This is a genomic window from Ollibium composti (genome assembly GCF_004801285.1).
Lineage (GTDB): Bacteria > Pseudomonadota > Alphaproteobacteria > Rhizobiales > Rhizobiaceae > Mesorhizobium > Mesorhizobium composti.
In genome coordinates this window covers 133,295-159,126 of sequence record NZ_SSNY01000004.1, presented here as the reverse complement: position 1 = coordinate 159,126, position 25,832 = coordinate 133,295, and the positions used below count along the sequence as shown (strand labels likewise).

Sequence of the window (25,832 nt, the reverse complement as noted above, 5' to 3'; positions counted from 1 at the left end):
CGCTACTTGGAACCGAGCGTCTGGATGGCGTCCTCGGTCGTGGAGCCGGTCTGGCGCACAAGCGCCGCGACGTTCTCGAAGGCGCGCTGCACCTGGATGAGACGGGTCATCTCCAGCACCGGGTTGACGTTGGATTGCTCGACGAAGCCCTGCGCCACGCCGACATCGATCCTGTCGACGATCGGTTCCGGCTCGCCCGGCGGCACGACGCCCGAATTGCCGAAGCGCACGAAGTTCTCGCCTGGCTGGAAGTTGAACAGGCCGATGGCGCCGGCAAGCTGCTCGCCCTGGCGCAGCGAACCGTCCTTGCCGACGGTCGGCGGGCCGCCGCGCGGATCGAGTTGCAGCGGCGCGCCGCCTGCATCGAGCACCGGATAGCCCTCGATAGACAGCAACTCGCCGTTCTGGCCCATCGAGAAGCGGCCGTCGCGCGTCATCACCGTGCCGGCCGGCGTCTGCAGCGCGAACCAGGCGTCGCCCTGAATGGCGAAATCGAAGGGGTTGCCCGTTTCGCTCAACGCGCCGTTGACGCCCGACAGGTAGGTGTTGCCGGGCGAGGTGAAGGCCACCGCCTTCTGGCCGGCGCCGGTGACGACGTCCTCGAACTTCACGCCGGTGGCGCGAAAGCCGACGGTGGAGGCGTTGGCGACGTTGTCGGCAATGGTGTCCAGCCGCTTCTGCAGGGCGATCTGGGAGGAAAGCGAGACGTAAAGGCTGTCCTGCATGGTCAATACTTCATCTGCTGCATGGCCATCATCAGGTCGGTGGAGACGCCGATCGTGGTCGGTTGCGAAAACAGCACGCCGACCGAGGTGGTCGCCGTCGATGACGGGTTCTGGATCTCGTACATGGTGGTGAAGCGGGTCATGAATTTGTCGAGCTTGCCGGCGTCGGCGAAGTCGGCGATGTCGAACTTCTGCTCGAACAGTTTCACCTGCTTGTCGATGTCGGCGCTGGCGAAGGAATCGGGCATGCCGAAGGCGATGCGCGCGACCTGCGACAGCGCCTTGTCGGCCAGCACCTGATACCAGTCGGTCAGGCCGGGCGCCTTGCGCTGGAAATACAGCGCCAGTCGCACGCCTTCGTTGGTCTGGCCGGCATCCTCCTCCAGCGTCTGGCGCATGTACTTGTCGACGGTGACCTGCCCGGCGGCGACATAGGTGGTGGCGTCCTCGCCGTACTGCTCGAAATTGAAGGCGGCGACAAAGGCGGCGTAGGCCTTGTTGTCGAGCTTGTTGGCCGGGCTTTCGGGATCGCGGATGCCGCCTTCGAGCAGCGCGCGGATGCGCGTCGGGTCCTCTTTCTGCGGGTCCAGCCCGAATGCCGACAGCGCATAGTTCAGCAAGCGCTTGTCGGCCATCAGGTCGTCGATCGACTTCAGCTTGGTGACGTTGGCGAGATAGTAGTCCGTTTCCCCCTGCACATAGGCCGCTCCCGGCTTGACCAAGCCGAACCCGTCCATCGTCGTGTAGTGCGTCGGCGTGGCGTCGAGGACTTCGGGGCGGGAGGTCGTCTGCGTGCCGTAGGTGTGAAAGTCGAAGGCCTTGGCCAAGGCGGCGTAGCCTTCGTATTTCGCGCCGAGGAGCAGATTGGAGATGCTGTCGGGATCGCCGGCGCCGCCGGTCAGGAACCGCTTCACCGTCTCCGGATCCTCGATCGAGGCGTCCAACCCATAGGCGGCCATGGCGTAGGCGAGCAGCCGCGGATCGGACATCAGGTCCTTCGCCGACCGCACCTTGCCGATGTTCGCCCGGAAATAGGCGGTTTCCGGATTGGCGTTCTCCAGATGATAGCGCTCGGTCTGCTCGGTCGCTTCGGGGCGCGACGTCGTCGCGGTTCCATACTGCGCGAAGTCGAAGGCCGCGACGAAGGCCGCATAGCGCTTGTCGCTCGACTGGTTGGCCGGGCTGTTCGGGTCGGTGACGCCGCCGAGCAGCATGTCGCGAACCTTGGTCGCCGGTTCCTTGCTGGCGTCGAGGCCGTAGGCGCCCATGGCGTAGGTCAGCAGGCGCTTGTCGAGCAGCAGGTCGTTCGCCGTCTTCACGTTGCCGATGTTGGCACGGAAATAGGCGTTCTCGGGGTCGGAACTCTGGAGATAGTACGCTGGAGTCGTCTGCGTGACGGCGTCTCGGGTGGTGGTGGCCGCGCCGTACTGGGAAAAGTCGAACGCCGCGACGAAAGCGGCGTAGCGCTTGTCTGAAAGCTGGTTGGCGGGGCTAGCCGGATCGCTGACGCCGCCCGCCAGCATGTCGCGGATTTTCGAAGGTGATTCCGTCTTGGCGTCGAGCCCGAAGGCGGTCATCGCGAAATTCAGCAGGCGCTTGTTGCCGAGCAGGTCGACGATGGATTTCACCTTGCCGATGTTGGCGTTGTAATAATCCACCTCGGCCTGCATGGCGGACGTGTTCTGGGTGAGCGGGGTGACGCCGGTGTTCGGCAGATAGGTTTTCGGCGCCTGCTGCACGGCGGCACGCTGGGTCGTCTGGTCGCCGTATTGGACGAAATCGAAGGCGGCGACGAAATTGGCGTAGCGCTTGTCGGCGAGCTTGTTGGCCGGGCTGTTGGGATCGCTGACACCGCCCTCGAGCGTCTGGCGCACCGTCTCGGGCGGTTCCTTCGCGGGGTCGAGCCCGAAGGAGGCCATCGCGTAGGTCAGCAGGCGCTTGTCGGCCATCAGGTCGTCGATCGATTTGACGTCGCCGATATGGGCGACGTAATTCGCTGTTTCCGCGCGCGCCCGGTCGAGGTCGAGCTGGGTCGAATTGAGTTCGATTTGCAGGGCGTAATTCTGGGCGACGCCCTGCTGGGCGGGATTGTAGGTGGTGGCGGTGCCGCCCAGCTTCTGGAAGTTGAACGCCTTGACGAATTCGGCGTAGCGCTTGTCGGTCAGCTTGTTGGCGAAGCTGTCGGGATCGCTGACGCCTTCCTTCAGCGCCTTGACCATGAACGCCTTGGCGTAGGTCATGTCGCTGAGGCCGTAGGCCTTCATGGCGTAGTTGAAGAGGCGGTAGTCGTTGACGAAGTCGTCGACCGACGTCACCTTGCCGATGTTGTCCAGGTAGTATTTCGTCTCGCGGTCCACGGCCGGCTGCTTCTCGACACGGTCGATGGACTTGGGAATGTCCTGGGCAATGAGCCGATAGCTCAGATACGTGCTCAGCATGATGCCTCCGGCAGCAGCGGTCGCCCATCATAAGCCGGGTTCCTTGCGCGAAACTGAATCGCGCCCGCACACGATTCCAGCCTCACGCGTTTCAAGCTTCACGCGTTTCAAGTTTCACACAAGGCACGCGGCCTATCCCTGTTGCGGTGTGAGATGCGGAAGGACCGGCCGTGGGCATTCTGATCGGATTTGTGGTGACGCTCGGCTGCGTGCTCGGCGGCTTCATGGCGATGGGCGGGCATGTCCACGTGCTGGTGCAGCCGTGGGAAGCCGTCATCATCATCGGCGCGGCTTTCGGCGCCTTCCTGATCGCCAACCCGATGAAGACGGTGAAGGACACCGGCAAGGCCGTCATCGAGGCCTTCAAGCAATCGGTGCCGAAGGAGCGGGAATATCTGGAAACGCTGGGCGTGCTGCATTCGCTGATGCGCGAACTGAAGTCGAAGTCGCGCAGCGAGGTCGAGGCCCATATCGACAATCCGGAAGAATCGGCGATCTTCCAGGCCTTTCCGACGGTGATGGCCAACCGCGACCTGATGTATTTCATCTGCGATTATTGCCGCATCATCATCATCGGCAATGCGCGTCCGCATGAGATCGAGGCGCTGATGGACGAGGAAATCCACACCATCAAGCACGACAAGATGAAATCCTATCATGCGCTGGTGGCGATGGGCGACGGCTTCCCGGCCATCGGCATCGTGGCGGCGGTGCTGGGCGTGGTAAAGGCGATGGGGGCGCTGGACCAGTCGCCGGAAATCCTCGGCGGCCTGATTGGTGCTGCGCTGGTCGGCACCTTCCTCGGCATCTTCATGTCGTACTGCGTGGTCGGGCCGATCGCCGCCAAGGTCAAGTCGGTGCGCGACAAGCGCAACCGCCTCTACGTCATCGTCAAGCAGACGCTGCTCGCCTACATGAATGGCGCGCTGCCGCAGGTGGCCATCGAATTCGGTCGCAAGACGATCTCGGCCTATGACCGGCCTTCCATCGACGCGGTCGAGCAGAGCACCATGAACGGCGGCGCCGAACGGAAGGCCGCCTGAGCGATGGCCAGGGCAGCGAGGCCAGACACGCCATGAGCGCCGCGGCAAGCCCGGCCGAGATGCGCGCCTTCATCGTCGAGCGCCTCGTCGGCGATACCGGCGAGCCGGACCAAGTGGCCGCCGCCGCCCGTGCGCTCGCGGAGCGCGCCGTGCCGGCCATCGTCGCGGGCCTGGGCGAAAGCCTCGGCGTGCCGGTCTCGGTCGAGGTGGCCGACGTGGCACTTATCAGGATGGCGCAGGCGCGGCCGGGCGTGACAAATCATGCCATGACGATCGCCGCCTCCACGTCCTCGCCCGACGCGCTGGTGCTGGCCATCGACAATGATGCCGTGGCGGTGGTGGTGAGCCTCCTGTTCGGCGGTGACGCCGGCGAGCCGGCTGCACCCATCGCGCGCGACCTGTCGCCGCTGGAGATCGAGGTGGCGACCTCGGTGTTCGAGCAGATCGCGCGCGCGGTCAACGGTTCGGGGCCGCGCGCCTTCGAGTTCAAGCTGCCGGTGCCGATGGCGATGACCGGGCAGGACATGGCCAGGCACCTGCTGCGCGACGGGCCGGCGGTGCGCGTCGTCTTTTCCCTCGCCACCGCCGCTTCGCGCGGCACGGTGGCGCTGACGATGCCGCAGCGCGTGCTGCTCAAGCATCGCGGCGATGCCGGTATGCCTGCCGGGGACGGCACCGGGCCGGACTGGCGCCAGCGCTTTTCCGAGGAGGTCATGCGCTCGGCGGTGAGCCTGGAAGCGACGATGCCGCTGGCGCGCCTCACGCTCGGCGAGATCGCCGCGCTTGAGCCGGGACAGGTGATCGAACTGGACGAGGCGGCGCAGACCAGCGCCCGGCTGACGGCCCGCAACAAGACGCTGTTCGTATGCGAGTTCGGCAAACTCGGGCAGAATTACACGGTCCGAATCAGGCATCCCTACGATGCCGGTCAGGACTTCATCGATGGGCTCATGCCGGGTTGAGCCCCGCGGGAGAAGACGGATGAACACCAGCAGCAACGCCGCCGAGCCGGAAGCCGACGCTTCGGACGACCAGCTCAACCGCGCCATCGAGGAACTGCGCGGCGTCCTTCAGGAGGAGCAGCAGCGCCCCGAGGCCGCTTCCCGCCCCGCCGCCGGCAGCAATCCCAACGTCATCATGAACATTCCCGTCGACGTCCAGATCGTGCTGGGCTCGACCGAGATGCCGGTGTCGGAGCTGATGGCCCTGCAGAAGGGCTCGACGGTTGCGCTCGACCGGCGCATCGGCGAGCCGGTCGACGTGGTGGTGAACGGCCGCAAGATCGCGCGCGGCGAGATCACCGTGCTGGAGAACGATCCGTCGCGCTTCGGCATCCGGCTGACGGAGATCATCGCCGGGGCCAAGGGAGCCTGAGGATGCCGTTCGCCGTCGACGATGACAAAGCAGATCGCTGGGCAGGTCGCGGGGCAAGGCCATGACCACGCAGCCGCTTACGCTGACCCGTCCGCAGAAGGCGGCCGCCATCCTGGTGGCGATGGGCAAGGTTTCGGCGGGCCGGCTGCTGAAGTTCTTCAAGCAGGAGGAACTGAAAAACCTGATCGAGGCCGCGCGTCTCCTGCGCACCATCCCCCAGGCAGACCTGGAACGCATCGTCGCCGAATTCGAGGCGGAGTTCACCGAAGGCGCCGGCCTGCTCGATTCGGCCGACAAGATGGATTCGATCCTCAACGAATCGCTGTCGCCCGAGGAAGTCAGCGCCATCATGAACGGCAAGCAGCCGGAGGCTTCGCCGGACGGACCGCCGCCGATCTGGCCGGAACTGGAGAAGCTCGACCCCGCGCGGCTTGGCGCCTTCCTCGCCGGCGAGCATGCGCAGACCTCCGCGATGGTGCTGTCGAAGCTGGCGCCGCAGGCATCCGCCGCCGTGCTGCTGACGCTCGAAAAGCCGCTGCGCTCGGAAATCATCAAGCGCATGGTGACGATGGCCACCGTGCCGGAAGCGGCGGAAAAACTCGTTACCGACCAGTTGCGGGCGCGCGTGCTTGCCGAGACCTCGGTCAAGGACACCTCGGCCGGGCAGGCGAGGGTGGCCAGCCTGCTCAACGAACTCGACAAGCCTCAGCTCGACGAGATGATGAAGGACCTGGAGGAAGCCGGCACGCCGGACCTCGAGGCGGTCAAGGCGCGCATCTTCTCCTTCGACGACATCCCGCTCTTGACGCAGAAGGCGCGCGTGTCGATCTTCGACGGCCTGTCGAGCGAAGTGGTGACGCTGGCGCTGCGCGGGGCCGCGCCCGACCTTGCCGAAGCCGTTCTGTCGGCGATCGGCGCGCGCTCGCGCCGGATGATCGAGTCCGAGCTCGGACAGCCGGCGGACGGCATTCCGGCGGCCGAGATCGCGCGGGCGCGCAAGCTGGTCGCCGCCACCACCATCCGCCTGGCGCGCGAAGGTGTCTTCGAGCTGCCGTCGGCGCAGCCGAGCGCCGACGCCGCCTGACGCCTGCTTGAGAGGCCGCGCGCGCCATGGCCGATGGGGCCGACAAGGACTCCAAAACCGAGGAAGCGACCGAGAAGAAGGTCCGCGACACGATCGAGCAGGGCAAACTGCCCAATTCGCGCGAAACCGCTCTGCTCGCTTCCTTCGTCGCCATCCTCATCTATGCGGTCTTCTACGCCCGCGAGGCGGTGGCCGATCTCGGCATGTTCCTGTCGATGTTCCTGGAGAAGCCGGAAGCCTGGCCGATGGACACCGAAACCGATGTCATCGCGCTCTACAAGGTCGTGCTGATCGAGGTGGGCCGGCCGTTGGCGATCCTGCTTGTGCTGCTGATCGTCGCAGGCGTCGGCGCCTCGGTGTTCCAGAACCTGCCGCAGTTCGTCGGCGAACGCATCCGGCCGCAACTGTCGCGTATCTCGCTCGCCCAGGGCTGGAAGCGCATGTTCGGCGTGCAGGGCTGGGTCGAGTTCCTGAAGTCGCTGGCCAAGCTCGCCTTCGTCTCGGCGGTGCTCGCCTTCACCGTGGCGCAGGACCCGCGCCGGCTGCTTTCGGGCATGATCACCAATCCGTTCGAGTTCACCAAGGTCATCCGCTCGATCACCGTCGATATCCTCGTCGCCGTCGTGCTGGTGATGGCGGCGATCGCCGCCGCCGACCTGGTATGGTCGCGCTTCAGCTGGCGGCGCGACATGCGCATGAGCAAGCAGGAGGTCAAGGACGAGCTGAAGCAGTCCGAAGGCGATCCGATCGTCAAGTCGCGCATCCGCTCGGTGGCGCGCGACCGGGCTCGCAGGCGCATGATGACGGCGGTGCCGAAGGCGACGCTGGTGATCGCCAACCCGACGCACTACGCGATCGCGCTACGCTATGTGCGCGAGGAGAACTCGGCGCCGCTGGTGGTCGCCAAGGGCCAGGACCTCGTCGCGCTGAAGATCCGCGAGATCGCCGAGGAGAACGGCATCCCGGTTTTCGAGGACGTCGCGCTCGCCCGCTCCATGTACAAGCAAGTTTCGGTTGATAGCGTCATTCCACCGCAATTCTACCAGGCAGTGGCCGAGTTGGTGCGGATCGTCTACGCGAAGAAACCCGAGCCGAAACGGATTTCATGAACCGACAGCCGCATGCCAGTTCCCGCGAGATCGTCGTCGCCCACGCCATCGACCAGGTGGTTCGCGAACTGAGGCTGATCGACGTCGCCGACTACATCGCCTTCATCCGGCTGGAACATTTCGCCTGCCTGTCGGATCTCGTCGATTCCGCGGCCGAACTCTTCTTCATGCCCGGCACGCTCAGGCTCGGCCATGGCGGCGAGGCCTATGTCGACTGGGGCGGCGCGCCGCGCATCGTGCTCGACCTGGAACTGAGGCCGCCGGGCGTCACCGTCTATTTCCAGCTGACGCTGACCGAGCACGACGCTTCGGTCGTGCTGAACTACGTCGCCTTCAGGGACCCGGACGAGGATCCCGAGCAGAACACGCGGCTTCTGGCGGCGGTGCTGGAGAATGCGCGCATTCGCAAGAGGGAATCGGTGAATGGTGAATGGTAAAATGGTGAATGGAGCGGAATGTTAGGCTTGTGCCTCGGGCTGATCCGGGCATCCGAACATTCACCATTCACTCGATCAGACCCAGTCTGAGCGCCTTGGCCACCGCCTGCGTGCGGCTGACGGCGTTGAGCTTCTGCGCCGACTGGGTGAGGTACTGGTTGGCGGTGTGCACCGACAATTTCAGCAGCCGGGCGATCTCCTCGCTGGTGTAGCCGTTGGCCGTCAGCTTCAGGCATTCCAGCTCGCGCTTGGTGATCGAGCCGACCCGTCCGGCCTCGGCCGGCCGCATGCGTGCCACCGCGTCGAACAGCGCAAAGCAGCGGGCGTGGATTTCGTAGAGCGCGTGCTGCGGCAGGGTCATGGCGGTGCCGAGAAAGACGACGAGGCCGCACTGGCCGCGCTCTGCATGGACCGGGAAGGCGATGCCGGCGCTGCCCGGTGCCAGCGGCGCGATGCGCTCGACCCATGGCAGGTGGGCAAACCTGGCGGCGGCGCCGGCCACCGCATCGTCGGCCCACCACAACGGTGCCGTGGAGACGCGGGCATGGCGCACGACGTCTTCGCTGTTGGCCCCCGATATCAGCCTGGTGGTCGTCGCCACCGAGGGGTAGTCGCTGTCGAAACAGGGCACCAGCTTTGCCCGTTCAGCCGAAGGGCCGGAAAAGAACAGCGCGAAGGCGGTGGCGTTGATGTCGACGGCGATCCAGCGGCAGCGGCGCACGGCGTCGGGCATGGTGACGGCGTGGTGTGTCTCCGACCCGAGGCTGAAGGCGCCGAACGGGCTGTGGCTTCGGTCGAACAGGGCCTCGGCGGCCGCTCTGGCCTCGATCCGTTTCAAATGATGCCGCTCCTGATCGCGGTTGCGATGGCCATCGCGCGGTTGGACGCGGAGAATTTCTGGATGGCGTGGGTGATGTAGCTGTTGACGGTGTTGGACGAGACGCCGAGGATCAGCGCCACTTCGTCCGTGGTCTTGCCTTCCGAGACCCAGAACAGGCATTCGCGCTCGCGGTCCGACAGCGGGTCCTGCGTGGTGGCGGCGGCGAGAAGCTGCGGAACCTGGGACAGCGCATAGCAGCACTGCATCTGCCCGCGCATCAGGGCGCTGCGGTCGATGTGGCCGGGTTCGGCCGAGGAGAAAAGCGCGAACAGCCGCTGGCGGCCGACGTCGAGCCTGAGCGAATAGAGCTCGGCATGGCCGAACACGTCGAGCAACCGGACCTCCTCGCCGCTCAGCAGGCCGCCGGTGTCGGGAGCGCCGGCGGCGACCAGCGGCTGCGGCCGGATGCCCGGTGCGGCGGTGAACAGGCCCTGGGCCAGGGTGGCGATGATGCGCTTGCCGATCAGCTCGATGGCGTCGAAGACCCAGTTGGAGGCGACGATGCGGGCATCGGAGCGGGCCTGGTCGTGGACGACGGCGACCAGCATATAGGAATCGGCCCCGATCCCGGCGGCAAGCTGCGTGAGAAAGGCGGTGAGGTCGCCTCGGGACGAGAGGCGCGTCGGAACGTCGTCGAAGGAGGGCTGCGCGGCTGTGGCGGTCATTTCATTTTAACGTGCGGCCGAATCGATCCTCATGCCCGGCACCGGAACACCGGCATCGGACCCAAAACGCATCACTGTCGCGAAGGAACTCTCGCAGAAACGCACAAGACGCCAGACAGCGTCCGACCCGCCGAATCCGTGAGGGGCAACGCGAAACCGTTCGCGCCTTGCACCGGATGAGCTCCGGAACATCAGACTTTCGATGGTTCGCCGTGCCCCCGAGGAACGGCTGATTCGGCTGTAATCTAACCGCAGACGAATCCAGGGGCAAACGGGAATTGACAGAATTGCGTTTCGGAGTCCGTGCGCGGCGACTCAGGCGCCTGCGCCATGTCGGCCGCCGGCGCCTGCCGGGCGATGCCGCCTGTGGGAGAAAGGCTGGTCCACGGCCAAATTCGTTTGATTTTTGCCGGTTTCGGCCCGATAAGGCCGGCAAAGTCATCGACTGGAGAAAAACGAGACATGGCCGGCGACAAGAACGCGTTCGTTTGGGACGATCCTTTCCTGCTGGAAGACCAGCTTTCGGAAGACGAGCGGATGATCCGCGACGCTGCCGCAACCTTTGCCGCCGACAAGCTCAGCCCCCGCGTCGAGCAGGCCTATCTGGAGGAAAAGACCGATCCGGCGATTTTTCGCGAGATGGGCGAGGCCGGCCTGCTCGGCGTCACCGTGCCGGAGGAATATGGCGGGCTGGGCTCCAACTACGTTACCTACGGGCTGATCGCGCGCGAGGTCGAGCGGGTGGATTCCGGCTATCGCTCGATGATGAGCGTGCAGTCCTCGCTGGTCATGTATCCGATCCACGCCTACGGCTCGGAGGAGCAGCGCAAGAAGTACCTGCCGAAACTGGCTTCGGGCGAATGGATCGGCTGTTTCGGCCTGACCGAGCCGGACGCCGGTTCCGATCCGGGCGGCATGAAGACCCGCGCCGAAAGGACGGCCGGCGGCTGGCGCCTCAACGGCTCGAAGATGTGGATCTCCAACGCCCCGATCGCCGACGTCTTCGTCGTCTGGGCCAAGGTGAAGGGCGAGGACGGCAAGGACGTCATTCGCGGTTTCGTCCTTGAAAAGGGCATGAAGGGGCTTTCCGCGCCGAAGATCGAAGGCAAGCTGTCGCTCAGGGCCTCGATCACCGGCGAGATCGTTCTGGAGAACGTCGAGGTCGGCGAGGATGCGCTGCTGCCCAACGTCAAGGGTCTCGGCGGTCCGTTCGGCTGTTTGAACCGCGCCCGCTACGGCATTTCCTGGGGCGCGCTGGGCGCGGCCGAGGATTGCTGGCACCGCGCCCGCCAGTACGGGCTCGACCGCAAGCAGTTCGGCAAGCCGCTTGCCGGCACGCAGCTCTACCAGAAGAAGCTCGCCGACATGCAGACCGACATCGCGCTCGGCCTTCAGGGCTCCTTGCGCGTCGGCCGCCTGATGGACGCGGGCAAGATGGCGCCGGAAATGATCTCCATCGTCAAGCGCAACAATTGCGGCAAGGCGCTCGACATCGCCCGCCAGGCGCGCGACATGCACGGCGGCAACGGCATCCAGATCGGTTACCACGTCATGCGCCACGCGCAGAACCTGGAGACGGTCAACACCTACGAGGGCGCGCACGACGTGCACGCGCTGATCCTCGGCCGCGCGCAGACCGGACTGCAGGCGTTTTTCTAAGTTTCCTCGCCCCGTTTATGGGGGTGAGGAATGGTGGCCGTAGGCCACGAAAAGCCAATTGCTTGGCTTTTCGAATGACGAACGCTCGGCAGGGCAGGATGCCGGCAGGCAGGTGAGGGGCGGCGCGAACGTCGCCAGCCACGTGCTGCCCCTCATCTGTCACTTCGTGACATCTTCTCCCCGTGAACGGGGAGAAGAAAGAAGCGGAACCCTTCCGCCACCCTGCGCGTATTCACGGGCCACACCGTGGAGCGTGCATGCTGGACAAGACGAAACCCAATGAGAGCGGCGAGGACGACCCCGTCGCCGCCGCCGAGCGTGCGCAACTCACCTATGTCAGCGACGGGGAGCCCGGCATTCGCCGCAAGGGCGCGCCGAAGCGTTTTTATTACGTCGATCCGCACGGCAATCCCCTGAAGGAAGGCAAGACGGTCCAGCGCATCCGCGCGCTCGCCATTCCGCCGGCCTGGACCGACGTCTGGATCGCCCCTGATCCCAACGGCCATATCCAGGCGACGGGACGGGACGACAAGGGCCGCAAGCAGTACCGCTATCATCCGGACTGGGCGGCCGAACGCGACGGCCAGAAATATTCCAGCCTGATCGCCTTTGCCGAGGCGCTGCCCCGGCTGCGCGGCCGGATCGATGCCGATCTCAGCCGCCGCGGTCTTCCCGTCGAGCGGGTGGTGGCGTCGGTCGTCTGGCTGCTCGACAATACGATGATCCGGGTCGGCAATGTCGCCTACGCGCGCGACAACAAGAGCTTCGGCCTCACCACCCTGCGCGACCGCCATGTCACCATCGCCGGCTCCAGCCTGCGCTTTGCCTTCAAAGGCAAGTCGGGCAAGGAATGGAGGCTCAAGCTCGTCGACCGGCGCATCGCCCGCGTCGTGCGCGGCGCGCAGGACATTCCCGGCCAGAAGCTGTTCCAGTATCTCGACGAGGCCGGCGCCCGCCATCCGGTGCGCTCGCAGGACGTCAACCGCTACATCCGCGAGGCGGCCGGCAACGGCTTCAGCGCCAAGCACTTCCGCACCTGGGGCGGCACCATCCATGCCGCCTCGCTGCTGGCGCAGACGGAGCGGCCCGACAGCAAGACCGCGCAGAAGCGGGTGTTGAACGGCATCATCGACAAGGTCGCCGGGCGGCTGGGCAACACGCGCTCCATCTGCCGGCAATGCTACATCCACCCCGCCGTCACCGAGGCCTGGCTGGAAGGCAACCTGCTCGAGGGCATGACGCAGGCCAACAGGGGCAAGCGCGGTATCAAAGGCCTCGACGAAGAGGAAGCGCTGGTGCTGCGCTGGCTGAAGGCGCGCGGCGGCTGAGGTCGCCAAGTCGCCCAAGATTTTTTATCGACGGGCTGTCGGCTTCGGCCTACCCTTTTCGTCCTTTGACACGAGACAAGGACGAACCATGCTTTACGCCATCCTCTGTTACGCTTCCGAAGACGTCGTCTGCGCCTGGAGCAAGGAGCAGGACGAGAAAGTCATGGCCGATCTCGCCGTTGTGCAGGAAAAATATGCGCGTGCAGGCAAGCTCGGCCCGGTGGCACGGCTGCTGCCCACCACGGCGGCGACGACGCTCAAGCGAGCGAAGGGCGAGCAGGTTGTCATCGACGGCCCCTTCGCCGAGACCAAGGAACAGTTCCTCGGCTTCTACACGCTCGAATGCGATCATCTCGACGAGGCGATCGAGTTCGCCAGGGAGTTGTCGGCGGTCAATCCGTCCGGCGGTTCCTACGAAATCAGGCCGGTAGGCCGCTTCAACCGGACAAATATCGTCGCATGACCGACCCGAACTGGATCGCTTCCGCCCTCAGCGCCGCCCGCCCGCAGGCGGTGGCCGCATTGCTGCGCTATTTTCGCGACCTCGACGCGGCCGAGGAAGCCTTCCAGGACGCCTGCCTCAGGGCATTGAAGAACTGGCCGAAGAACGGACCGCCGCGCGATCCGGCCGCCTGGCTGATCTTCGTCGGTCGCAACAGCGGCATCGACCAGGTGCGCAAGCGGGCGAAGCAGGCGCCGCTGCCGGAAGAAGACAAGCTCTCCGATCTCGAAGACGCCGAGGCCGACATGGCCGAGCGGCTGGACGGTGCGCATTACCGCGACGACATCCTCAGGCTTCTGTTCACCTGCTGCCATCCGGACCTGCCGGCGACGCAGCAGATCGCGCTGGCGCTGCGCATCGTCTCGGGCCTTTCGGTGAAGCAGATCGCCCGCGCCTTCCTGGTCGGCGAGAGCGCCATGGAGCAGCGCATCACCCGCGCCAAGGCGCGCATCGCCGCGGCCGGCGTGCCCTTCGAGACGCCGGGACCGGTCGAGCGGTCGGAGCGCCTGGCGGCGGTGGCGGCGATGATCTACCTCGTCTTCAACGAGGGCTATTCGGCGGCCAGCGGCGAGGTGGAGGCGCGCGCGCCGCTTGCCGACGAGGCGATCCGGCTGGCGCGGCTGCTCCTGCGCCTGTTCCAGACCGAACCGGAGATCATGGGGCTGACGGCGCTGATGCTGTTGCAGCATGCGCGCACGCCGGCACGCTTCGACGCCAACGGCGAGATCGTGCTTCTGGAGGATCAGGATCGTTCGCTGTGGCACGCCAAGATGATCGCCGAAGGTCTGGCGCTGGTCGACAAGGCGCTGCGGCACGGCAAGCCCGGTCCCTACCAGGTGCAGGCGGCGATTGCCGCCTTGCATGCGCGTGCGGCGAAGGCCGAGGACACCGACTGGCAGGAGATCGACCTGCTCTACGGGTTGCTGGAACAGATGCAGCCGTCGCCGGTCATCACCCTCAACCGGGCCGTCGCCGTTTCAAAGGTAAGGGGGCCTGAGGCGGCGCTTGCCATGGTCGAACCGCTGGAAGAGCGGCTGGCCGGCTATTTTCACTTTCACGGCCTGCGCGGCGGCCTCTTGATGCAACTTGGCCGCAATGCCGAGGCGCGCGAAGCCTTCGACCGCGCCATCGCGCTCGCCAACACTGCGGCGGAAGCCGCGCATATCCGCATGCACCTCGACCGGTTGAGCGGTGCGAGCGGCGGCAAGCCAGCAAGCGCGGCCATGCATTGAGCCGGTAATGGTTGGCTGGAAACGGGTGGCGGCCGTCCGGCGGGACACTTCGATCTCCAGATCACGGAGGTCATCACGATGATGTCGCTGCTTCGAGCCTTGCACGTCCACGCCGCCGAGCGCGGCGATGGGCTGCTTCCGGAATTCCTCAATTGCGGCCGCATTGCCCGTTCCCTGCAGAAACCCGCGAACGAAGATGCCCGGACCGCGATGCGCAGAGCAGCGCGTCGGGATAAAAGCCGCGCTCCTCTTTCCGTGAAGAACGGGGAGAAGATGCCAGCAGGCAGGTGAGGGCGAAGCGTGGTAAGCCGAGGCGCGGTTCTCGAACAAGGGCCGACGGTGCTTCGTGCAACAACCTCATCCGTCTCTGCGCTGAGCGTCGATCCCCCTTCTCCCGCAAAAGGAGAAGAGGAGTTTTGCTCCCCTTCGCCATAGGATGACGAAGTGCCGGTTGTTACCTTCGCGAAAAATCTTTCACGAAATCTATCCACCTCTTTCGGACCCGTCTCATACTCGATCCACTGTTTCCGGCGGGACCTGGTGCGCACCGGGTATCAGGCGGAGACGGCGGTGGCCTTGGCGAACGGGGATCGGTTCCCGGATGCCGGGGAGCGTCCGACAGGCCCGACCCCGGCGGAAACGCGAGTCCAAGGGGGAGCGGAGAATGACGCGCACACGCCCGAAGCCGCGAAGCGGTACGACGGACTGGGTGCATGAGGGTCGACGGGACGTCGAACACACCGGGCGGGGCGCGAGGATCGCGCCACGTATATCACTCTAGGAAGGCACGGCTTCGCGCCCCGCCTCCCGACTGCTCCAATGGCCAGGGCCGGAAGGCAGCGTGGCGAGGATGAAGCTTACGCAGGGGCCGGTGCTGGCTCAACAGGCCGGGGGTGGCGCGCCGCGCCGGAAACTTGTATTGGCACGCCCAAAGGCGCTTGTGCGCCAACCCAATCCAAAGAGGACGAGACATGACGGTTGCGAAGGAAACGGCCGAGCTTCTGGCAAAACTGGGCGTGGACAAGGCGGTGCTTTCGGGCGGCGATCTTCAGGTGCGCAGCCCGGTGACGGGCGAGGTAATCGCCTCGCTGAAGCAGATGTCGGCGGCCGAGGCCGGCAAGGCGGTCGACGCCGCACATGAGGCCTTCAAGGCCTGGCGGCTGGTGCCCGGCCCGAAGCGCGGCGAACTGGTGCGGCTGCTCGGCGAGGAACTGCGCGCCCACAAGACCGAGCTCGGCCGGCTGGTGTCGATCGAGGTCGGCAAGATCCCGTCCGAGGGGCTCGGCGAAGTGCAGGAAATGATCGACATCTGCGATTTCGCGGTCGGCCTTTCCCGTCAGTTGTACGGCCTGACCATCGCCACCGAGCGCCCCGGCCACCGCATGATGGAAACCTGGCATCCGCTCGGCGTCATCGGCGTGATTTCGGCTTTCAACTTCCCCGTCGCGGTGTGGTCGTGGAATTCGGCGCTCGCCCTGGTGTGTGGCGACTCGGTGGTTTGGAAGCCGTCGGAAAAGACGCCGCTGACCGCGCTCGCCTGCGAGGCGATCTTCGCCCGCGCCGTCAAGCGCTTCGGCGCCGATGCGCCGAACGACCTGCTCAAGGTTCTCATCGGCGACCGCGCCGTCGGCGAAGTGCTGGTCGACCATCCGAAGGTGCCGCTGGTGTCGGCCACCGGCTCGACGCGCATGGGCCGGGAAGTCGGCCCTCGGCTGGCCAAGCGCTTCGCCCGCGCGGTGCTGGAACTCGGCGGCAACAATGCCGGCATCGTCACGCCGACCGCCGACCTCGACATGGCGCTGCGCGCGATCGCCTTCGGCGCGATGGGCACGGCCGGCCAGCGCTGCACGACGCTGCGCCGCCTGATCGTCCACGAGAGCGTTTACGACCAGCTCGTGCCGCGCCTGAAGAAGGCTTATGAGAGCGTGTCGGTAGGCAATCCGCTGGAAGGCAAGGCGCTGGTCGGGCCGCTGATCGACAAGGCGGCCTTCGACGGCATGCAGAAGGCGCTTAAGGAAGCTGAGGCGCATGGCGGCAAGGTGACCGGCGGCGCCCGCGTCGAGAACGGCCACCCGGATGCCTACTACGTGCACCCGGCGCTGGTGGAGATGCCGAGCCAGGTTTCGCCGGTAACGGAGGAGACCTTCGCGCCTATCCTTTACGTGATGAAATACAAGGACTTCGACGAGGCTCTTGACCTGCATAACGCGGTCGGCGCCGGCCTGTCGTCGTCGATCTTCACGCGCGACATCATGGAATCGGAGCGCTTCCTGTCGGCGGAAGGGTCGGACTGCGGCATCGCCAACGTCAACATCGGCACCTCGGGTGCGGAGATCGGCGGCGCCTTCGGCGGCGAGAAGGAAACCGGCGGCGGCCGCGAGTCCGGCTCGGATGCCTGGAAGGCCTATATGCGCCGCGCCACCAACACCGTGAACTATTCCACCGCGCTGCCGCTGGCGCAGGGCGTGTCCTTCGACATCGACTGACACGGCGGCCATAGCCTCCGCCGTGCCGGCCCGCAAACGGGCTCGCGCGGCGGATTTTCCAGGCGTAACGTAGGCGCAGGGAACCTTTCCTCGCCGCCGGCATCCAAGCGGCGGACAAGGAGGCTGCGATGCCTGCGCTGAATACCAGACCGATCCCGCTTGAGGCCGCCAGCGACGCGGAACTCGTCGCGCATGCATTGGCGCGGGACGGGCGCGCCTTCCGCGCCATCATGACGCGCTACAATCAGCGGCTCTACCGGCTGGCGCGCGGCATCGTCGGCCGTGCCAGCGAGGCGGAGGATGTCGTGCAGGAGGCCTATGTGCACGCCTTCCGCAGCCTCGACAGCTTTCGCGGCGAGTCCGCGCTTTCGACCTGGCTGTCGCGCATTGTCATCAACGAGGCGCTCGGCCGGCTGCGCAAGCAAAAGCGCGAAGGCAAGGTGACGGATATCGAGACGGCGCAAGCCGAAATCATCCAGTTTCCCGGCAATGCCAGCGACGATCCGGAGCGGACCATGGCGCAACGACAGATCCTGCACCTGGTCGAAGAGGCCACCGACCATCTGCCCGCCACCTTCCGGGCCGTGTTCGTCGCCCGCGTCATCGAGGGCTTGAGCATGGAAGAGACGGCCGAACTGCTCGGCATCAAGCCGGAGACGGTGAAGACGCGGCTCTACCGTGCCCGCCAGATGGTGCGCAAGGAACTGGACGCACAGATCGGCCCGGTGCTGATGAACGCCTTCCCCTTCGCCGGCCGCCGTTGCGACCGCCTGAAGGATGCCGTCATGCAGCGCCTCGGCCTCGAAAGCGCTGATTCAGGAAGCTGATCGAAGGCGCTGATTTTTCGGGAACCTTCGGCTGCCTGCCGCATCCAATCGATGTCAAGCAAACAGCCCCCGCGCTGTGCGCCGGGGCAAGGAGGTTCCATGTTCATTCGTCCGTTCGCCGCCCTAGCGATGCTGGGCGTTCTCGCCGCGCCGACCTTCGCCGACGCCGCCGACAAGCCGACCGATCCGCAGATCGCCCACATCGCCTACACCGCCGGCGTCATCGACATCGAGGCGGCCAAGCTCGCGGTCTCCAAGTCGAAGACCAAGGCGGTCGTCGACTTCGCCAAGGACATGCTGCGCGACCATGAAGCGGTCAACAAGCAGGCGCTCGACCTGGTCAAGAAGCTGAAAGTCACGCCCGAGGACAACGACACCTCCAAGGCGCTGACCAAGGCGGCCAAGGCGGAGCGCGCCAAGCTGAAGAAGCTCAAGGGTGCGGCTTTCGACAAGGCCTATATCGACAACGAGGTCGCCTATCACAAGCAGGTCGACGGCGCGCTGGAGACGCTGCTGATCCCGTCCGCGCAGAATGCCGAGCTGAAAAGCCTCTTGGAAACCGGCCTGAAGATCTTCCAGGGCCATGAGATGCATGCCGAGCACGTCGCGGCCGGATTGAAGTAGGAGGCGGCGATGCGCTTCGCATGGCTTTTGCCGGCGGCGGCTGTCCTGTTTGCCGCCGGCGTGGCCTCGGCCTCCGCCGAGACGATCACGGTGACGATCGACAAGCTGGTCTTCTCGCCGGCCGAAATCAGCGTCAAGGCCGGCGACACGGTGGAGTGGGTGAACAAGGATGCGCTTGCCCACACCGCCACCGTCAAGGGCGGCTGGGAAGTGATGATCCCGCCGAAGAAGATGGCGAGCCGCGTCATGACGGCCAAGGATACGGTGGATTATTACTGCCGTTTCCACCCCAACATGAAGGGGAAAATCACGGTCGCGCCGTAAGGCGTTGTTTTTTCTGCCGCTGGCGGGCCGGTTCCGTCAGCGGTACTTCATGTAGCCGATGAAGCCGGTGATGCGCCAGCGGTCGCTCTTGCGGCAGAAATAGAGCGTCTGCCAGTTGAGCCGGTCAACGCCGCCGCCGGCGAGCTTGACCGTGCCGTCGAATTTCTTGTGGGCGACGGCGACGTCGCCGTTGATGTCGATGCGGTCCATCGACACCGCCCTGAGCAGGGCAGGGACCAGCGGTTCGCCATAGGCGATCTTCGCCGAATCCGCCGCCTGCCGCAGCCATTCGTCACGATAGGCGTCGAGCGTTGGGAAGGCGGCGTCCCAGTCGTCCTGGTTCGGCGAGTTGTGGGCGTGGATGCCGAGGAAGCGGCCGGCGTCGAAATCGCCGGACACCATGCCCCAGTCCTGCGCGGCGAAAGCTTTGAAATCGCGCGGCATCAGCATGTCCCAGATGAAGGCGCGGTCGGGGTCGTCCGGGAAGGGGCTCTGCGCGGTCATGACGTTTCGCTTCAGGTGAGTTTCCCGCGCGCGGCGACGGGCAGGATGTCGACCACCCGGTCGCCCGAGATCAGGTAGACCTGATCGTAAAGATTGATGACCGGGCAGATGTGGTCGGGCAGCACCCGCACGCGGTCGCCGACCTTGAGCCTGCTTGCCGCCGGCAGTTCCACCTTGCCGTGCTCCTCCGACAAGCCGATTACCCTGGCGCCCGCCTCGCCGACCAGTTCGGCATAGTCCGGCAGGCCGAGCGTGTCGCTGGTCAGCGCCTTGGAGCCGGCGTCGAGGATGGCGCGGGTGGCCGTCGGCCGGCTGACCACGGTTGCGAGCACGGTGGCGGCGCAATCGTCCAGTGTCGCCGCGCCCTTCGCGATCTGGTAGCGGTCCATGTAGATGTAGGTGCCCGGCCTGTATTCGGTGACGACCTGGCCTTCCGGCTTGCGCCACATGTCGGGTGTGCCGCCGCTGGTGATCGTCTCGCAGGCGAGGCCGTTTGCGGCCAGCAGGTCGCGCGTGGCGGCGAGCCAGGCTTCGGCCTGCGCTGCCTTGCCGGGTGCGGGAAAGGTCATCAGGCCGCCGAAGAAAAGGCCGGGCGCGGCGTCGATCTGCCTCGCCAGCGCGAGTGCCTCTTCCTTCGACTGGACGCCGCAGCGGCCGCCGCCGGTATCGCATTCGATCAGCACCTTGAGCGGATGGGCGGCATCGCGGAACGTCCCGGCCAGCCCCTCGATCGTGGTCGCGCTGTCGGCGGTGACGGAGAGCGTGACGCGGCCATGCAGCGCCTTCAGCCGTTCGAGCTTCTGCCGGCCGAGGATGTTGTAGGGGAGGAAGATGTCGGTCAGACCGGCGTCGGCCATCACCTCGGCCTCGCCAATCTTCTGGCAGGTGATACCTGCCGCGCCCGTCTCGACCTGCTTTTTCGCGAAGAAGGGCAATTTGTGCGTCTTGATGTGCGGCCTGAGCTTCACGCCGGCGGCGTCGGCCGCGGCCTGTGCGCGGGCGATGTTCTTCTCGGCGCGGTCGAGGTCGATCAGCACGGCGGGTGTGTCGATCTCGTCGATGGTTTTCGGTCTGTCGGTCATTTCGGTCACCCGGATGGTCGGTCGCGACTCGGCGAGTTTGAGCATGCTAGCGGCGTATCCGATGCGGCGCAGGTTTCAAGAACTTTTGGTCCAGGGGGACGACGGCAACCGCTGGACCGCCGGTGCTCGTCGCGCTATGGCCCCTCGCATCATCAGGACAGGAGATTTCGTCATGTCGCGCAAGCAGGTTTTCGGGGCTTCCCATGTGCCGCTGTCGCCCGCCGTCCGGGCCGGCGATTTGGTCTACGTTTCCGGCCAGGTACCGGTGAGGCCGGACGGCGGCATCGTCGACGGCGGCATCGAGCCGCAGACACGGCAGGTGCTGGAAAACGTCAAGGCGGCGCTGGCGCTGGCGGGTGCGACCATGGACGACGTGGTCAAGACCACGGTCTGGATCGAGGATGCGCGCGACTTTTCGGGCATGAACAAGGTCTATGGCTCCTTCTTCGCCAAGGAGCCGCCGGCCCGCACCACGGTGGAATCGCGCCTGATGCTCGATATCAAGGTCGAGATCGAGGCGGTCGCCTACGCCCCGGTGAAATAGCGTCGCCTCAGGCGACGCGGACGTAGCTGGTCATGCCCGTCTTCTGGTGCTCGATGATGTGGCAGTGCAGCAGCCAGTCGCCCGGATTGTCGGCGACGAAGCCGAGTTGCACCTTCTCGTCCGGCTGGAGAAGGTAGGTGTCCGACACCAGCGGCATCACCGGCCCGGCCGAGGACGACAGCACGGTGAAGCTCATGCCGTGCAGGTGGATCGGATGGGCGTGCGGCGTCAGGTTCTCCATGTCGAAGACATAGCTCTTGCCGAGCTTGAGTTCGGCCAAAGGTGCGGTCGGGTCCGGCGTGTCGCCCGGCCACGGCACCTTGTTGATCGCCCAGAAGCTGTAGCCCAGCGAGCCGCAGATGCTGTTTGCCGCGACATTCTCCGCCGTGGCGCTGAGCGCCAGCGGGATGTGGGTAGCCGAGGCGATGTCCGGGGCGGGAACCGGATTGGCTTCGAGCACGGCAAGGTCGCGCAGGTCGTGCTTCAGCGAGGAACCGGTGGCGCGCAGCGTCGCCAGCGCAGCCTTCTTCGTGCCCCGCACATCCCTCAGTGTGACGACGGCGCCTTCGTCGTCCGGCATGCGCACGGCGAGGTCGAGCCGCTGGCCCGGCCCGATCCGCACCATGTCGAGGGCGAAGCGCTGCGGCACCGGGTTACCGTCGATGGCGATGACGTCGGCGGCCGCGCCCTCCAGCGTCAGCGCATGGATGCGGGTGACGTCGGTGACGGCGATTCTGAGCCGCACCAGGCCGCCGGCCGGGGCGTCGTATTGCGGCTCCACCTGCCAGTTGGCGGTGCGCACCGTGCCGTAGGTGCCGGAACGGGCGGCGTCGCGCGGCCGGAACTGGGCGATGAACTGGCCGTCGCCGCCGAGCCGCCAGTCGCGCAGGTTCAGCACCACCTGCGAGTCGAACGCCGGGTCATGCGGATTTTCCACCACGATCACGCCGGTCAGGCCATGGCCCATCTGCTCCAGCGTGTTGCAGTGCGGATGATACCAGAAGGTGCCGGCGTCCGGCGGCGTGAAGGCATAGTCGAAATGGTCGCCGGTGTAGACGTAGGGCTGCACCATGAAGGGAACGCCGTCCATCTTGTTCGGCACGCGCATGCCGTGCCAGTGGATGGTGGTCGGCTCGTCGAGGCCGTTGACCAGCCGCGCAGCGAAGGGCTTTCCCTTGGTCATGCGCAGGACCGGCGGCATGCCGGCTTCGCCGTAGGTCAGGACGTCGCGGGTCGGTTCGGCCTCAGTCAGCCGCGCCGTTGTCTTCGTTGTCCTGAGGATTTTGGGGTCCGGCACGGCCAGCGCTGCGCTCACCATGTTGCCCATCGCGCCGAGCCCGAAGCCGCCTGCAGCGGCGGCCGAGGCCTTGAGAAGGGTGCGTCGCGTCAGGATGGGCATGGCCGCTCCATGGGTCACGGATCATCTTTCTAGGATCGGTGCGCGCTGCCTTCAACCGGCGCCATCGCCGCAGGCAGGTGCCGGCGGCAACCCGGAAATCTGCGTCCAGCGGGACGTTCGGTCGCGGCCGAACGGCGAACGGGATTGCCTGACGGGCGCGTGTTGGACAAACTGACACGGCGATCATGGTTGTCGGTCGTGATAGGCAGCGGCGGAACAAGTGGAAAACGAGACCGGTGCGTCAGGACATCCATACCAGCGGCATCCCGGTGCTGTGCGTATCGTGCGAGGCCCGCCATCGCGGCATCTGCGGCGCGCTGGAGCCGATCCAGCTCGTCGAGCTGGCCAGGGCATCGACCAAGCATGTGCTCGAGGAGGGCGCCGAGCTGATCGGCGACGCCGAGCCGATCGACAACTATGCGAACATCCTTTCGGGCGTCGTCAAGCTGACCAAGAGCCTGCCCGACGGGCGCCAGCAGATCGTCGGCCTGCAATTCGCGCCGGACTTTCTCGGCCGGCCGTTCAGCGAGGAAAGCGCCATCGGGGTCGAGGCGGCGACGCCGGTATCGCTTTGCTCGTTTCCCCGCCGCACGATCCAAAGGTTGATCGAGGCGACACCGGGCCTGGAACGCCGGCTGCTCATGCAGGCCTTGCGCGAACTCGACGAGGCGCGCGGGTGGATGATGACCGTCGGCCGCAAGACGGCGGCCGAGAAGGTCGCCAGCTTCCTGCTCCTGATCGCGCGCAACATCGATCCGACGCTGGACGGGGAAGGCGCGCCGGCCGGGGCGTTCGACCTGCCGTTGACGAGAGCCGATATCGGCGATTTCCTCGGCCTGACGATCGAGACGGTGAGCCGCCAGTTCACCCGGCTCGACCGGGATGGGCTCATCAGCGTCAAGGGCCGTCGGGTCGAAGTGCTCGACATGGGAAGGCTCGCGGATCTGGCCGGAGCCTGAACGACCTTTCGTCCCCAACGCCGTCCGTGGTTGTCCTTTCTGTGCGACGCCAGTTTGATCTGGATCAAAGAGGCGATGCCCGCCTGCGGTTAAAGGGGGACGAAACCACCTTCGATTCACGGGAATCGCAAAGGGAGGCGGCGCGGCAGGCAGAGGCTTGGCGTCGTCGTCAGCAACGGAGTGGCCCATGAGCTGCTGCGCGCCGGGAACCGAAGCGGCGCTCGACATTGAGGGAACGTCACCGTCGGCGCGCGAGATCGGACTTTGCGCGCGCGCCCTCGGCGACGGTGCCTATCAGGTCGAACTCTCGGTCCCCACCGTCCATTGCGCCGCCTGCATCCGCACCGTCGAGCGGCGGCTGGCCGGGCTTGCCGGGGTGACGGCGGCGCGGGTCAACCTGTCGACGAAGCGCGTCAGCGTGCGCTGGCGTGGCGAGACGCCGCCGCCGATCGCCGAGGCGCTCGCCGATATCGGCTATCCGGCGCATTTGTTCGATGAGGGGGCGGCGCAAAGGGACGGCACCTTGTCCTCGCTCATCGTCGCCACGGCCGTGGCGGGCTTCGCCGCCTCCAACATCATGCTGTTGTCGGTGTCGGTGTGGTCGGGCGCCGACGCTTCCATGCGCGACATCTTCCACTGGATATCGGCCTTCATCGCCCTGCCGGCGCTCGTCTTTTCCGGCCGCGTCTACTACCGCTCGGCCTGGAACGCGCTCCGCCACGGCCGCATGAACATGGATGTGCCGATAGTCATCGGCGTGACGCTCGCCTATGCGATGAGCCTCTACGAGACGATCAATCACGGCGAGCACGCCTATTTCGACGCGTCGGTGACGCTGCTGTTCTTCCTGCTGATCGGCCGCACGCTCGACCATGTCATGCGCAACCGTGCGCGCGCGGCGGTGCTCGGCCTGTCGCGGCTGGCGCCGCAGGGCGCCGTGGTACTCGACGCCGACGGCACACGCAGCTATCGGCCGGTCGCCGAGATCGCACCGGGAACGCGCCTGCTGGTTGCCGCCGGCGAGCGTATTCCGGTGGATTCGGTCGTCGTTGCCGGCACCTCCGATCTCGACTGCTCGCTGGTCAGCGGCGAGGGCGCGCCGCAGCCAGTAGGCGACGGCGACGAGGTGCGCGCCGGCACACTCAACCTGACCGGGCCGCTGACGCTGGTGGCGCTGAGGGCGGCGGGCGATTCCTTCCTCGCCGAGATGACGCGCCTGATGGAGGCGGCCGAGGGCGGCCGCGCGCGCTACCGGCGCATCGCCGAGCGTGTGTCGTCGCTCTACGCGCCGGTCGTCCACCTGACGGCGCTGGCGACCTTCCTCGGCTGGATGGCGGTGGACGGCGACTGGCGCAAGGCGATGACCATCGCCATCGCCGTACTCATCATAACCTGCCCCTGCGCGCTCGGCCTTGCCGTGCCGATCGTGCAGGTGGTGGCGGCGCGCCGGCTGTTCGAGAACGGCATCATGGTCAAGGACGGCGGCGCGATGGAGCGGCTGGACGAGATCGACACGGTCGTCTTCGACAAGACCGGCACGCTGACGCTCGGCCGGCCGCGCATCGTCAACCGGGCGGCGATTTCGCCCGACCTGCTGGAGATCGCGGCCGGGCTCGCCGCCGGCTCGCGCCATCCCGTCTCGCAGGCCATAGCGGCAGCGTCGTCGCGGACGGCCATTCTGGACGATGTGCGCGAAATTCCCGGCTGCGGGCTGGAAGGCCGGCGCGGCGGTGAAATCTGGCGGCTGGGCCGTGCCGAGTGGGCGCTGACCGGCGGCGGGGACGGCGAGGGGACGGTGCTTGCGCTGGACGGCAGGCTGAAGGCCGTCTTCGAGACGGAAGACGAATTGCGGCCGGGTGCTGCGGCGACGGCGGCCGTGCTGCGCGCGGCGGGCAAGGCGCTGGCGATCCTGTCTGGCGACAGCGCGCGCAACTGCCGGCCGGTCGCCGAGCGTATCGGGATCGGCGATGTCCGCTCCAGGCTGCTGCCGGCCGGCAAGGTCGCCCGCATCGGCGAACTGGCGGGGCAGGGCCGCAAGGTGCTGATGGTCGGCGACGGGCTGAACGACGCTCCGGCGCTGGCGGCCGCGCATGTCTCGATGGCGCCGGCGAGTGCCGCCGACATTGGCCGCAACGCCGCCGATTTCGTCTTCCTGCGCGAGAGCCTGGAAGCGGTGCCGCTGGCCGTTAGCGTGGCGCGCCGCGCCGGCCGATTGATCCGTCAGAACATCGCGCTGGCCATCGTCTACAACCTGATCGCCGTGCCGATAGCCATACTTGGCTATGTCACGCCGCTCATCGCGGCTGCGGCCATGTCCGGTTCGTCGCTGCTGGTGATCGCCAATGCGCTGCGGCTGAACACGAGGCGGGCGGGCGTTCGCAAGGGTGCGGCCACAGCTTCCGCGCGGCCTGCGGCCGAATGTCCGGCGCCGCTGCGATTGACATAAGGCAGAATAAAAGTGGTATTGGAAATGTATCTTTTAGCAACGGAAACGCTCCGCGCCGCCGGGTCCGCGGCCCGCCTGCGGCTGGACAAACAGTCGCTGCCTTGTATCGTTTCCGTTGAATCCGCGTCGATGCCACTGCCCGGCATCGGCCTGCAAGCTGC

The 25,832-nt window shown here is 66.3% G+C and carries 25 protein-coding genes; 18 read left to right on the top strand and 7 right to left on the bottom strand.

The features are described from left to right. Window positions 1-2 precede the first annotated feature (2 nt). A complete protein-coding gene (gene flgF / locus E6C48_RS08955) occupies window positions 3-725 on the bottom strand; it encodes a flagellar basal-body rod protein FlgF (RefSeq protein WP_136356254.1) in 723 nt (240 codons plus the stop codon). Between the two features lie 2 nt (window positions 726-727). Beyond that, window positions 728-3,163 carry a DUF1217 domain-containing protein gene (locus tag E6C48_RS08950; protein WP_136356252.1) on the bottom strand — a complete coding sequence of 812 codons (2,436 nt, stop codon included), beginning with the start codon at window positions 3,161-3,163 and terminating at the stop codon, window positions 728-730. Window positions 3,164-3,333: 170 nt separating this feature from the next. Here E6C48_RS08950 and motA point away from each other — a divergent pair, with 170 nt between their 5' ends. From motA to E6C48_RS08920, 6 genes are all read left to right on the top strand, one after another. Continuing rightward, window positions 3,334-4,206: a flagellar motor stator protein MotA gene (gene motA / locus E6C48_RS08945; protein WP_136356250.1), complete on the top strand. Its 873-nt coding sequence runs from the start codon at window positions 3,334-3,336 to the stop codon at window positions 4,204-4,206. Window positions 4,207-4,238: 32 nt separating this feature from the next. Next, window positions 4,239-5,168 (top strand): FliM/FliN family flagellar motor switch protein, encoded by a 930-nt coding sequence (locus E6C48_RS08940; protein WP_136356248.1) that lies wholly within the window; start codon window positions 4,239-4,241, stop codon window positions 5,166-5,168. A gap of 19 nt (window positions 5,169-5,187) precedes the next feature. Continuing rightward, window positions 5,188-5,580, top strand: coding sequence for a flagellar motor switch protein FliN (fliN, locus tag E6C48_RS08935; RefSeq protein ID WP_136356246.1), 393 nt, complete (start codon window positions 5,188-5,190; stop codon window positions 5,578-5,580). Between the two features lie 61 nt (window positions 5,581-5,641). Then, window positions 5,642-6,664: a flagellar motor switch protein FliG gene (locus tag E6C48_RS08930; protein ID WP_136356244.1), complete on the top strand. Its 1,023-nt coding sequence runs from the start codon at window positions 5,642-5,644 to the stop codon at window positions 6,662-6,664. Window positions 6,665-6,690: 26 nt separating this feature from the next. Further along, on the top strand, window positions 6,691-7,773 hold the full coding sequence (flhB, locus tag E6C48_RS08925; RefSeq protein WP_136356242.1) for a flagellar biosynthesis protein FlhB: 1,083 nt from the start codon (window positions 6,691-6,693) through the stop codon (window positions 7,771-7,773). Continuing rightward, window positions 7,770-8,210, top strand: a complete 441-nt coding sequence (locus E6C48_RS08920; RefSeq protein ID WP_136356240.1) for a hypothetical protein — start codon at window positions 7,770-7,772, stop codon at window positions 8,208-8,210. The genes flhB and E6C48_RS08920 overlap by 4 nt, the downstream gene beginning before the upstream one ends. 67 nt (window positions 8,211-8,277) lie before the next feature. Here the strand turns inward: E6C48_RS08920 and E6C48_RS08915 are convergent, their stop codons facing one another. Together E6C48_RS08915 and E6C48_RS08910 are read right to left on the bottom strand one after the other, a co-directional pair. Then, window positions 8,278-9,048 (bottom strand): helix-turn-helix transcriptional regulator, encoded by a 771-nt coding sequence (locus tag E6C48_RS08915; RefSeq protein WP_230978702.1) that lies wholly within the window; start codon window positions 9,046-9,048, stop codon window positions 8,278-8,280. Beyond that, complete coding sequence (locus E6C48_RS08910; protein WP_136356238.1) at window positions 9,045-9,755, bottom strand: helix-turn-helix transcriptional regulator; 711 nt, start codon at window positions 9,753-9,755, stop codon at window positions 9,045-9,047. Before E6C48_RS08910 ends, E6C48_RS08915 begins: the two co-directional genes overlap by 4 nt. A gap of 462 nt (window positions 9,756-10,217) precedes the next feature. Here E6C48_RS08910 and E6C48_RS08905 point away from each other — a divergent pair, with 462 nt between their 5' ends. The 9 genes from E6C48_RS08905 (at window position 10,218) to E6C48_RS08865 (ending at window position 18,737) form a co-directional block, all read left to right on the top strand. Beyond that, window positions 10,218-11,414, top strand: a complete 1,197-nt coding sequence (locus E6C48_RS08905; protein WP_136356236.1) for an acyl-CoA dehydrogenase — start codon at window positions 10,218-10,220, stop codon at window positions 11,412-11,414. 257 nt (window positions 11,415-11,671) lie between these two features. After that, on the top strand, window positions 11,672-12,742 hold the full coding sequence (locus E6C48_RS08900) for a DNA topoisomerase IB (RefSeq protein WP_136356234.1): 1,071 nt from the start codon (window positions 11,672-11,674) through the stop codon (window positions 12,740-12,742). A gap of 88 nt (window positions 12,743-12,830) precedes the next feature. Further along, window positions 12,831-13,205, top strand: coding sequence for a YciI family protein (locus E6C48_RS08895; protein ID WP_136356232.1), 375 nt, complete (start codon window positions 12,831-12,833; stop codon window positions 13,203-13,205). Next, window positions 13,202-14,476 carry an RNA polymerase sigma factor gene (locus E6C48_RS08890; RefSeq protein ID WP_136356230.1) on the top strand — a complete coding sequence of 425 codons (1,275 nt, stop codon included), beginning with the start codon at window positions 13,202-13,204 and terminating at the stop codon, window positions 14,474-14,476. Before E6C48_RS08895 ends, E6C48_RS08890 begins: the two co-directional genes overlap by 4 nt. A 78-nt stretch (window positions 14,477-14,554) precedes the next feature. Then, the gene (locus E6C48_RS08885; RefSeq protein WP_136356228.1) at window positions 14,555-14,767 is read left to right on the top strand and encodes a hypothetical protein; all 213 of its coding nucleotides are present in this window, start codon (window positions 14,555-14,557) and stop codon (window positions 14,765-14,767) included. A gap of 680 nt (window positions 14,768-15,447) precedes the next feature. Continuing rightward, on the top strand, window positions 15,448-16,962 hold the full coding sequence (gene amaB / locus E6C48_RS08880; RefSeq protein WP_136356226.1) for an L-piperidine-6-carboxylate dehydrogenase: 1,515 nt from the start codon (window positions 15,448-15,450) through the stop codon (window positions 16,960-16,962). Window positions 16,963-17,090: 128 nt separating this feature from the next. Continuing rightward, on the top strand, window positions 17,091-17,789 hold the full coding sequence (locus tag E6C48_RS08875) for an RNA polymerase sigma factor (protein ID WP_136356224.1): 699 nt from the start codon (window positions 17,091-17,093) through the stop codon (window positions 17,787-17,789). A gap of 99 nt (window positions 17,790-17,888) precedes the next feature. Further along, window positions 17,889-18,413: a DUF4142 domain-containing protein gene (locus E6C48_RS08870; protein ID WP_136356222.1), complete on the top strand. Its 525-nt coding sequence runs from the start codon at window positions 17,889-17,891 to the stop codon at window positions 18,411-18,413. Between the two features lie 9 nt (window positions 18,414-18,422). After that, window positions 18,423-18,737: a cupredoxin domain-containing protein gene (locus E6C48_RS08865; protein ID WP_136356220.1), complete on the top strand. Its 315-nt coding sequence runs from the start codon at window positions 18,423-18,425 to the stop codon at window positions 18,735-18,737. A 36-nt stretch (window positions 18,738-18,773) separates the two neighbouring features. Here E6C48_RS08865 and E6C48_RS08860 read toward each other — a convergent pair whose 3' ends face one another. Together E6C48_RS08860 and E6C48_RS08855 are read right to left on the bottom strand one after the other, a co-directional pair. Next, on the bottom strand, window positions 18,774-19,241 hold the full coding sequence (locus E6C48_RS08860; protein WP_136356218.1) for a hypothetical protein: 468 nt from the start codon (window positions 19,239-19,241) through the stop codon (window positions 18,774-18,776). A gap of 11 nt (window positions 19,242-19,252) precedes the next feature. Next, a complete protein-coding gene (locus E6C48_RS08855) occupies window positions 19,253-20,323 on the bottom strand; it encodes a D-TA family PLP-dependent enzyme (RefSeq protein ID WP_136356216.1) in 1,071 nt (356 codons plus the stop codon). Window positions 20,324-20,495: 172 nt separating this feature from the next. On the opposite strand from E6C48_RS08855, the gene E6C48_RS08850 reads away from it, so the two are divergent. Continuing rightward, window positions 20,496-20,867, top strand: a complete 372-nt coding sequence (locus tag E6C48_RS08850; protein ID WP_136356214.1) for a RidA family protein — start codon at window positions 20,496-20,498, stop codon at window positions 20,865-20,867. Between the two features lie 7 nt (window positions 20,868-20,874). Here E6C48_RS08850 and E6C48_RS08845 read toward each other — a convergent pair whose 3' ends face one another. Next, a complete protein-coding gene (locus E6C48_RS08845) occupies window positions 20,875-22,266 on the bottom strand; it encodes a multicopper oxidase family protein (RefSeq protein ID WP_136356212.1) in 1,392 nt (463 codons plus the stop codon). Window positions 22,267-22,502: 236 nt separating this feature from the next. Here E6C48_RS08845 and E6C48_RS08840 point away from each other — a divergent pair, with 236 nt between their 5' ends. Together E6C48_RS08840 and E6C48_RS08835 are read left to right on the top strand one after the other, a co-directional pair. Beyond that, the gene (locus tag E6C48_RS08840; protein WP_230978701.1) at window positions 22,503-23,225 is read left to right on the top strand and encodes a Crp/Fnr family transcriptional regulator; all 723 of its coding nucleotides are present in this window, start codon (window positions 22,503-22,505) and stop codon (window positions 23,223-23,225) included. Between the two features lie 187 nt (window positions 23,226-23,412). Continuing rightward, window positions 23,413-25,671 (top strand): cation-translocating P-type ATPase, encoded by a 2,259-nt coding sequence (locus E6C48_RS08835; protein WP_136356208.1) that lies wholly within the window; start codon window positions 23,413-23,415, stop codon window positions 25,669-25,671. Window positions 25,672-25,832 lie beyond the last annotated feature (161 nt).

What these genes read in the sequence shown, in the direction of transcription:
- flgF (WP_136356254.1), bottom strand. Translation starts at nt 725, where the DNA reads ATGCAGGACAGCCTTTACGTCTCGCTTTCCTCCCAGATCGCCCTGCAG.
- E6C48_RS08950 (WP_136356252.1), bottom strand. Translation starts at nt 3,163, where the DNA reads ATGCTGAGCACGTATCTGAGCTATCGGCTCATTGCCCAGGACATTCCC.
- E6C48_RS08940 (WP_136356248.1), top strand. Translation starts at nt 4,239, where the DNA reads ATGAGCGCCGCGGCAAGCCCGGCCGAGATGCGCGCCTTCATCGTCGAG.
- fliN (WP_136356246.1), top strand. Translation starts at nt 5,188, where the DNA reads ATGAACACCAGCAGCAACGCCGCCGAGCCGGAAGCCGACGCTTCGGAC.
- E6C48_RS08930 (WP_136356244.1), top strand. Translation starts at nt 5,642, where the DNA reads ATGACCACGCAGCCGCTTACGCTGACCCGTCCGCAGAAGGCGGCCGCC.
- flhB (WP_136356242.1), top strand. Translation starts at nt 6,691, where the DNA reads ATGGCCGATGGGGCCGACAAGGACTCCAAAACCGAGGAAGCGACCGAG.
- E6C48_RS08920 (WP_136356240.1), top strand. Translation starts at nt 7,770, where the DNA reads ATGAACCGACAGCCGCATGCCAGTTCCCGCGAGATCGTCGTCGCCCAC.
- E6C48_RS08910 (WP_136356238.1), bottom strand. Translation starts at nt 9,755, where the DNA reads ATGACCGCCACAGCCGCGCAGCCCTCCTTCGACGACGTTCCGACGCGC.
- E6C48_RS08905 (WP_136356236.1), top strand. Translation starts at nt 10,218, where the DNA reads ATGGCCGGCGACAAGAACGCGTTCGTTTGGGACGATCCTTTCCTGCTG.
- E6C48_RS08900 (WP_136356234.1), top strand. Translation starts at nt 11,672, where the DNA reads ATGCTGGACAAGACGAAACCCAATGAGAGCGGCGAGGACGACCCCGTC.
- E6C48_RS08895 (WP_136356232.1), top strand. Translation starts at nt 12,831, where the DNA reads ATGCTTTACGCCATCCTCTGTTACGCTTCCGAAGACGTCGTCTGCGCC.
- E6C48_RS08890 (WP_136356230.1), top strand. Translation starts at nt 13,202, where the DNA reads ATGACCGACCCGAACTGGATCGCTTCCGCCCTCAGCGCCGCCCGCCCG.
- E6C48_RS08885 (WP_136356228.1), top strand. Translation starts at nt 14,555, where the DNA reads ATGATGTCGCTGCTTCGAGCCTTGCACGTCCACGCCGCCGAGCGCGGC.
- amaB (WP_136356226.1), top strand. Translation starts at nt 15,448, where the DNA reads ATGACGGTTGCGAAGGAAACGGCCGAGCTTCTGGCAAAACTGGGCGTG.
- E6C48_RS08875 (WP_136356224.1), top strand. Translation starts at nt 17,091, where the DNA reads ATGCCTGCGCTGAATACCAGACCGATCCCGCTTGAGGCCGCCAGCGAC.
- E6C48_RS08870 (WP_136356222.1), top strand. Translation starts at nt 17,889, where the DNA reads ATGTTCATTCGTCCGTTCGCCGCCCTAGCGATGCTGGGCGTTCTCGCC.
- E6C48_RS08865 (WP_136356220.1), top strand. Translation starts at nt 18,423, where the DNA reads ATGCGCTTCGCATGGCTTTTGCCGGCGGCGGCTGTCCTGTTTGCCGCC.
- E6C48_RS08860 (WP_136356218.1), bottom strand. Translation starts at nt 19,241, where the DNA reads ATGACCGCGCAGAGCCCCTTCCCGGACGACCCCGACCGCGCCTTCATC.
- E6C48_RS08855 (WP_136356216.1), bottom strand. Translation starts at nt 20,323, where the DNA reads ATGACCGACAGACCGAAAACCATCGACGAGATCGACACACCCGCCGTG.
- E6C48_RS08850 (WP_136356214.1), top strand. Translation starts at nt 20,496, where the DNA reads ATGTCGCGCAAGCAGGTTTTCGGGGCTTCCCATGTGCCGCTGTCGCCC.
- E6C48_RS08845 (WP_136356212.1), bottom strand. Translation starts at nt 22,266, where the DNA reads ATGCCCATCCTGACGCGACGCACCCTTCTCAAGGCCTCGGCCGCCGCT.
- E6C48_RS08835 (WP_136356208.1), top strand. Translation starts at nt 23,413, where the DNA reads ATGAGCTGCTGCGCGCCGGGAACCGAAGCGGCGCTCGACATTGAGGGA.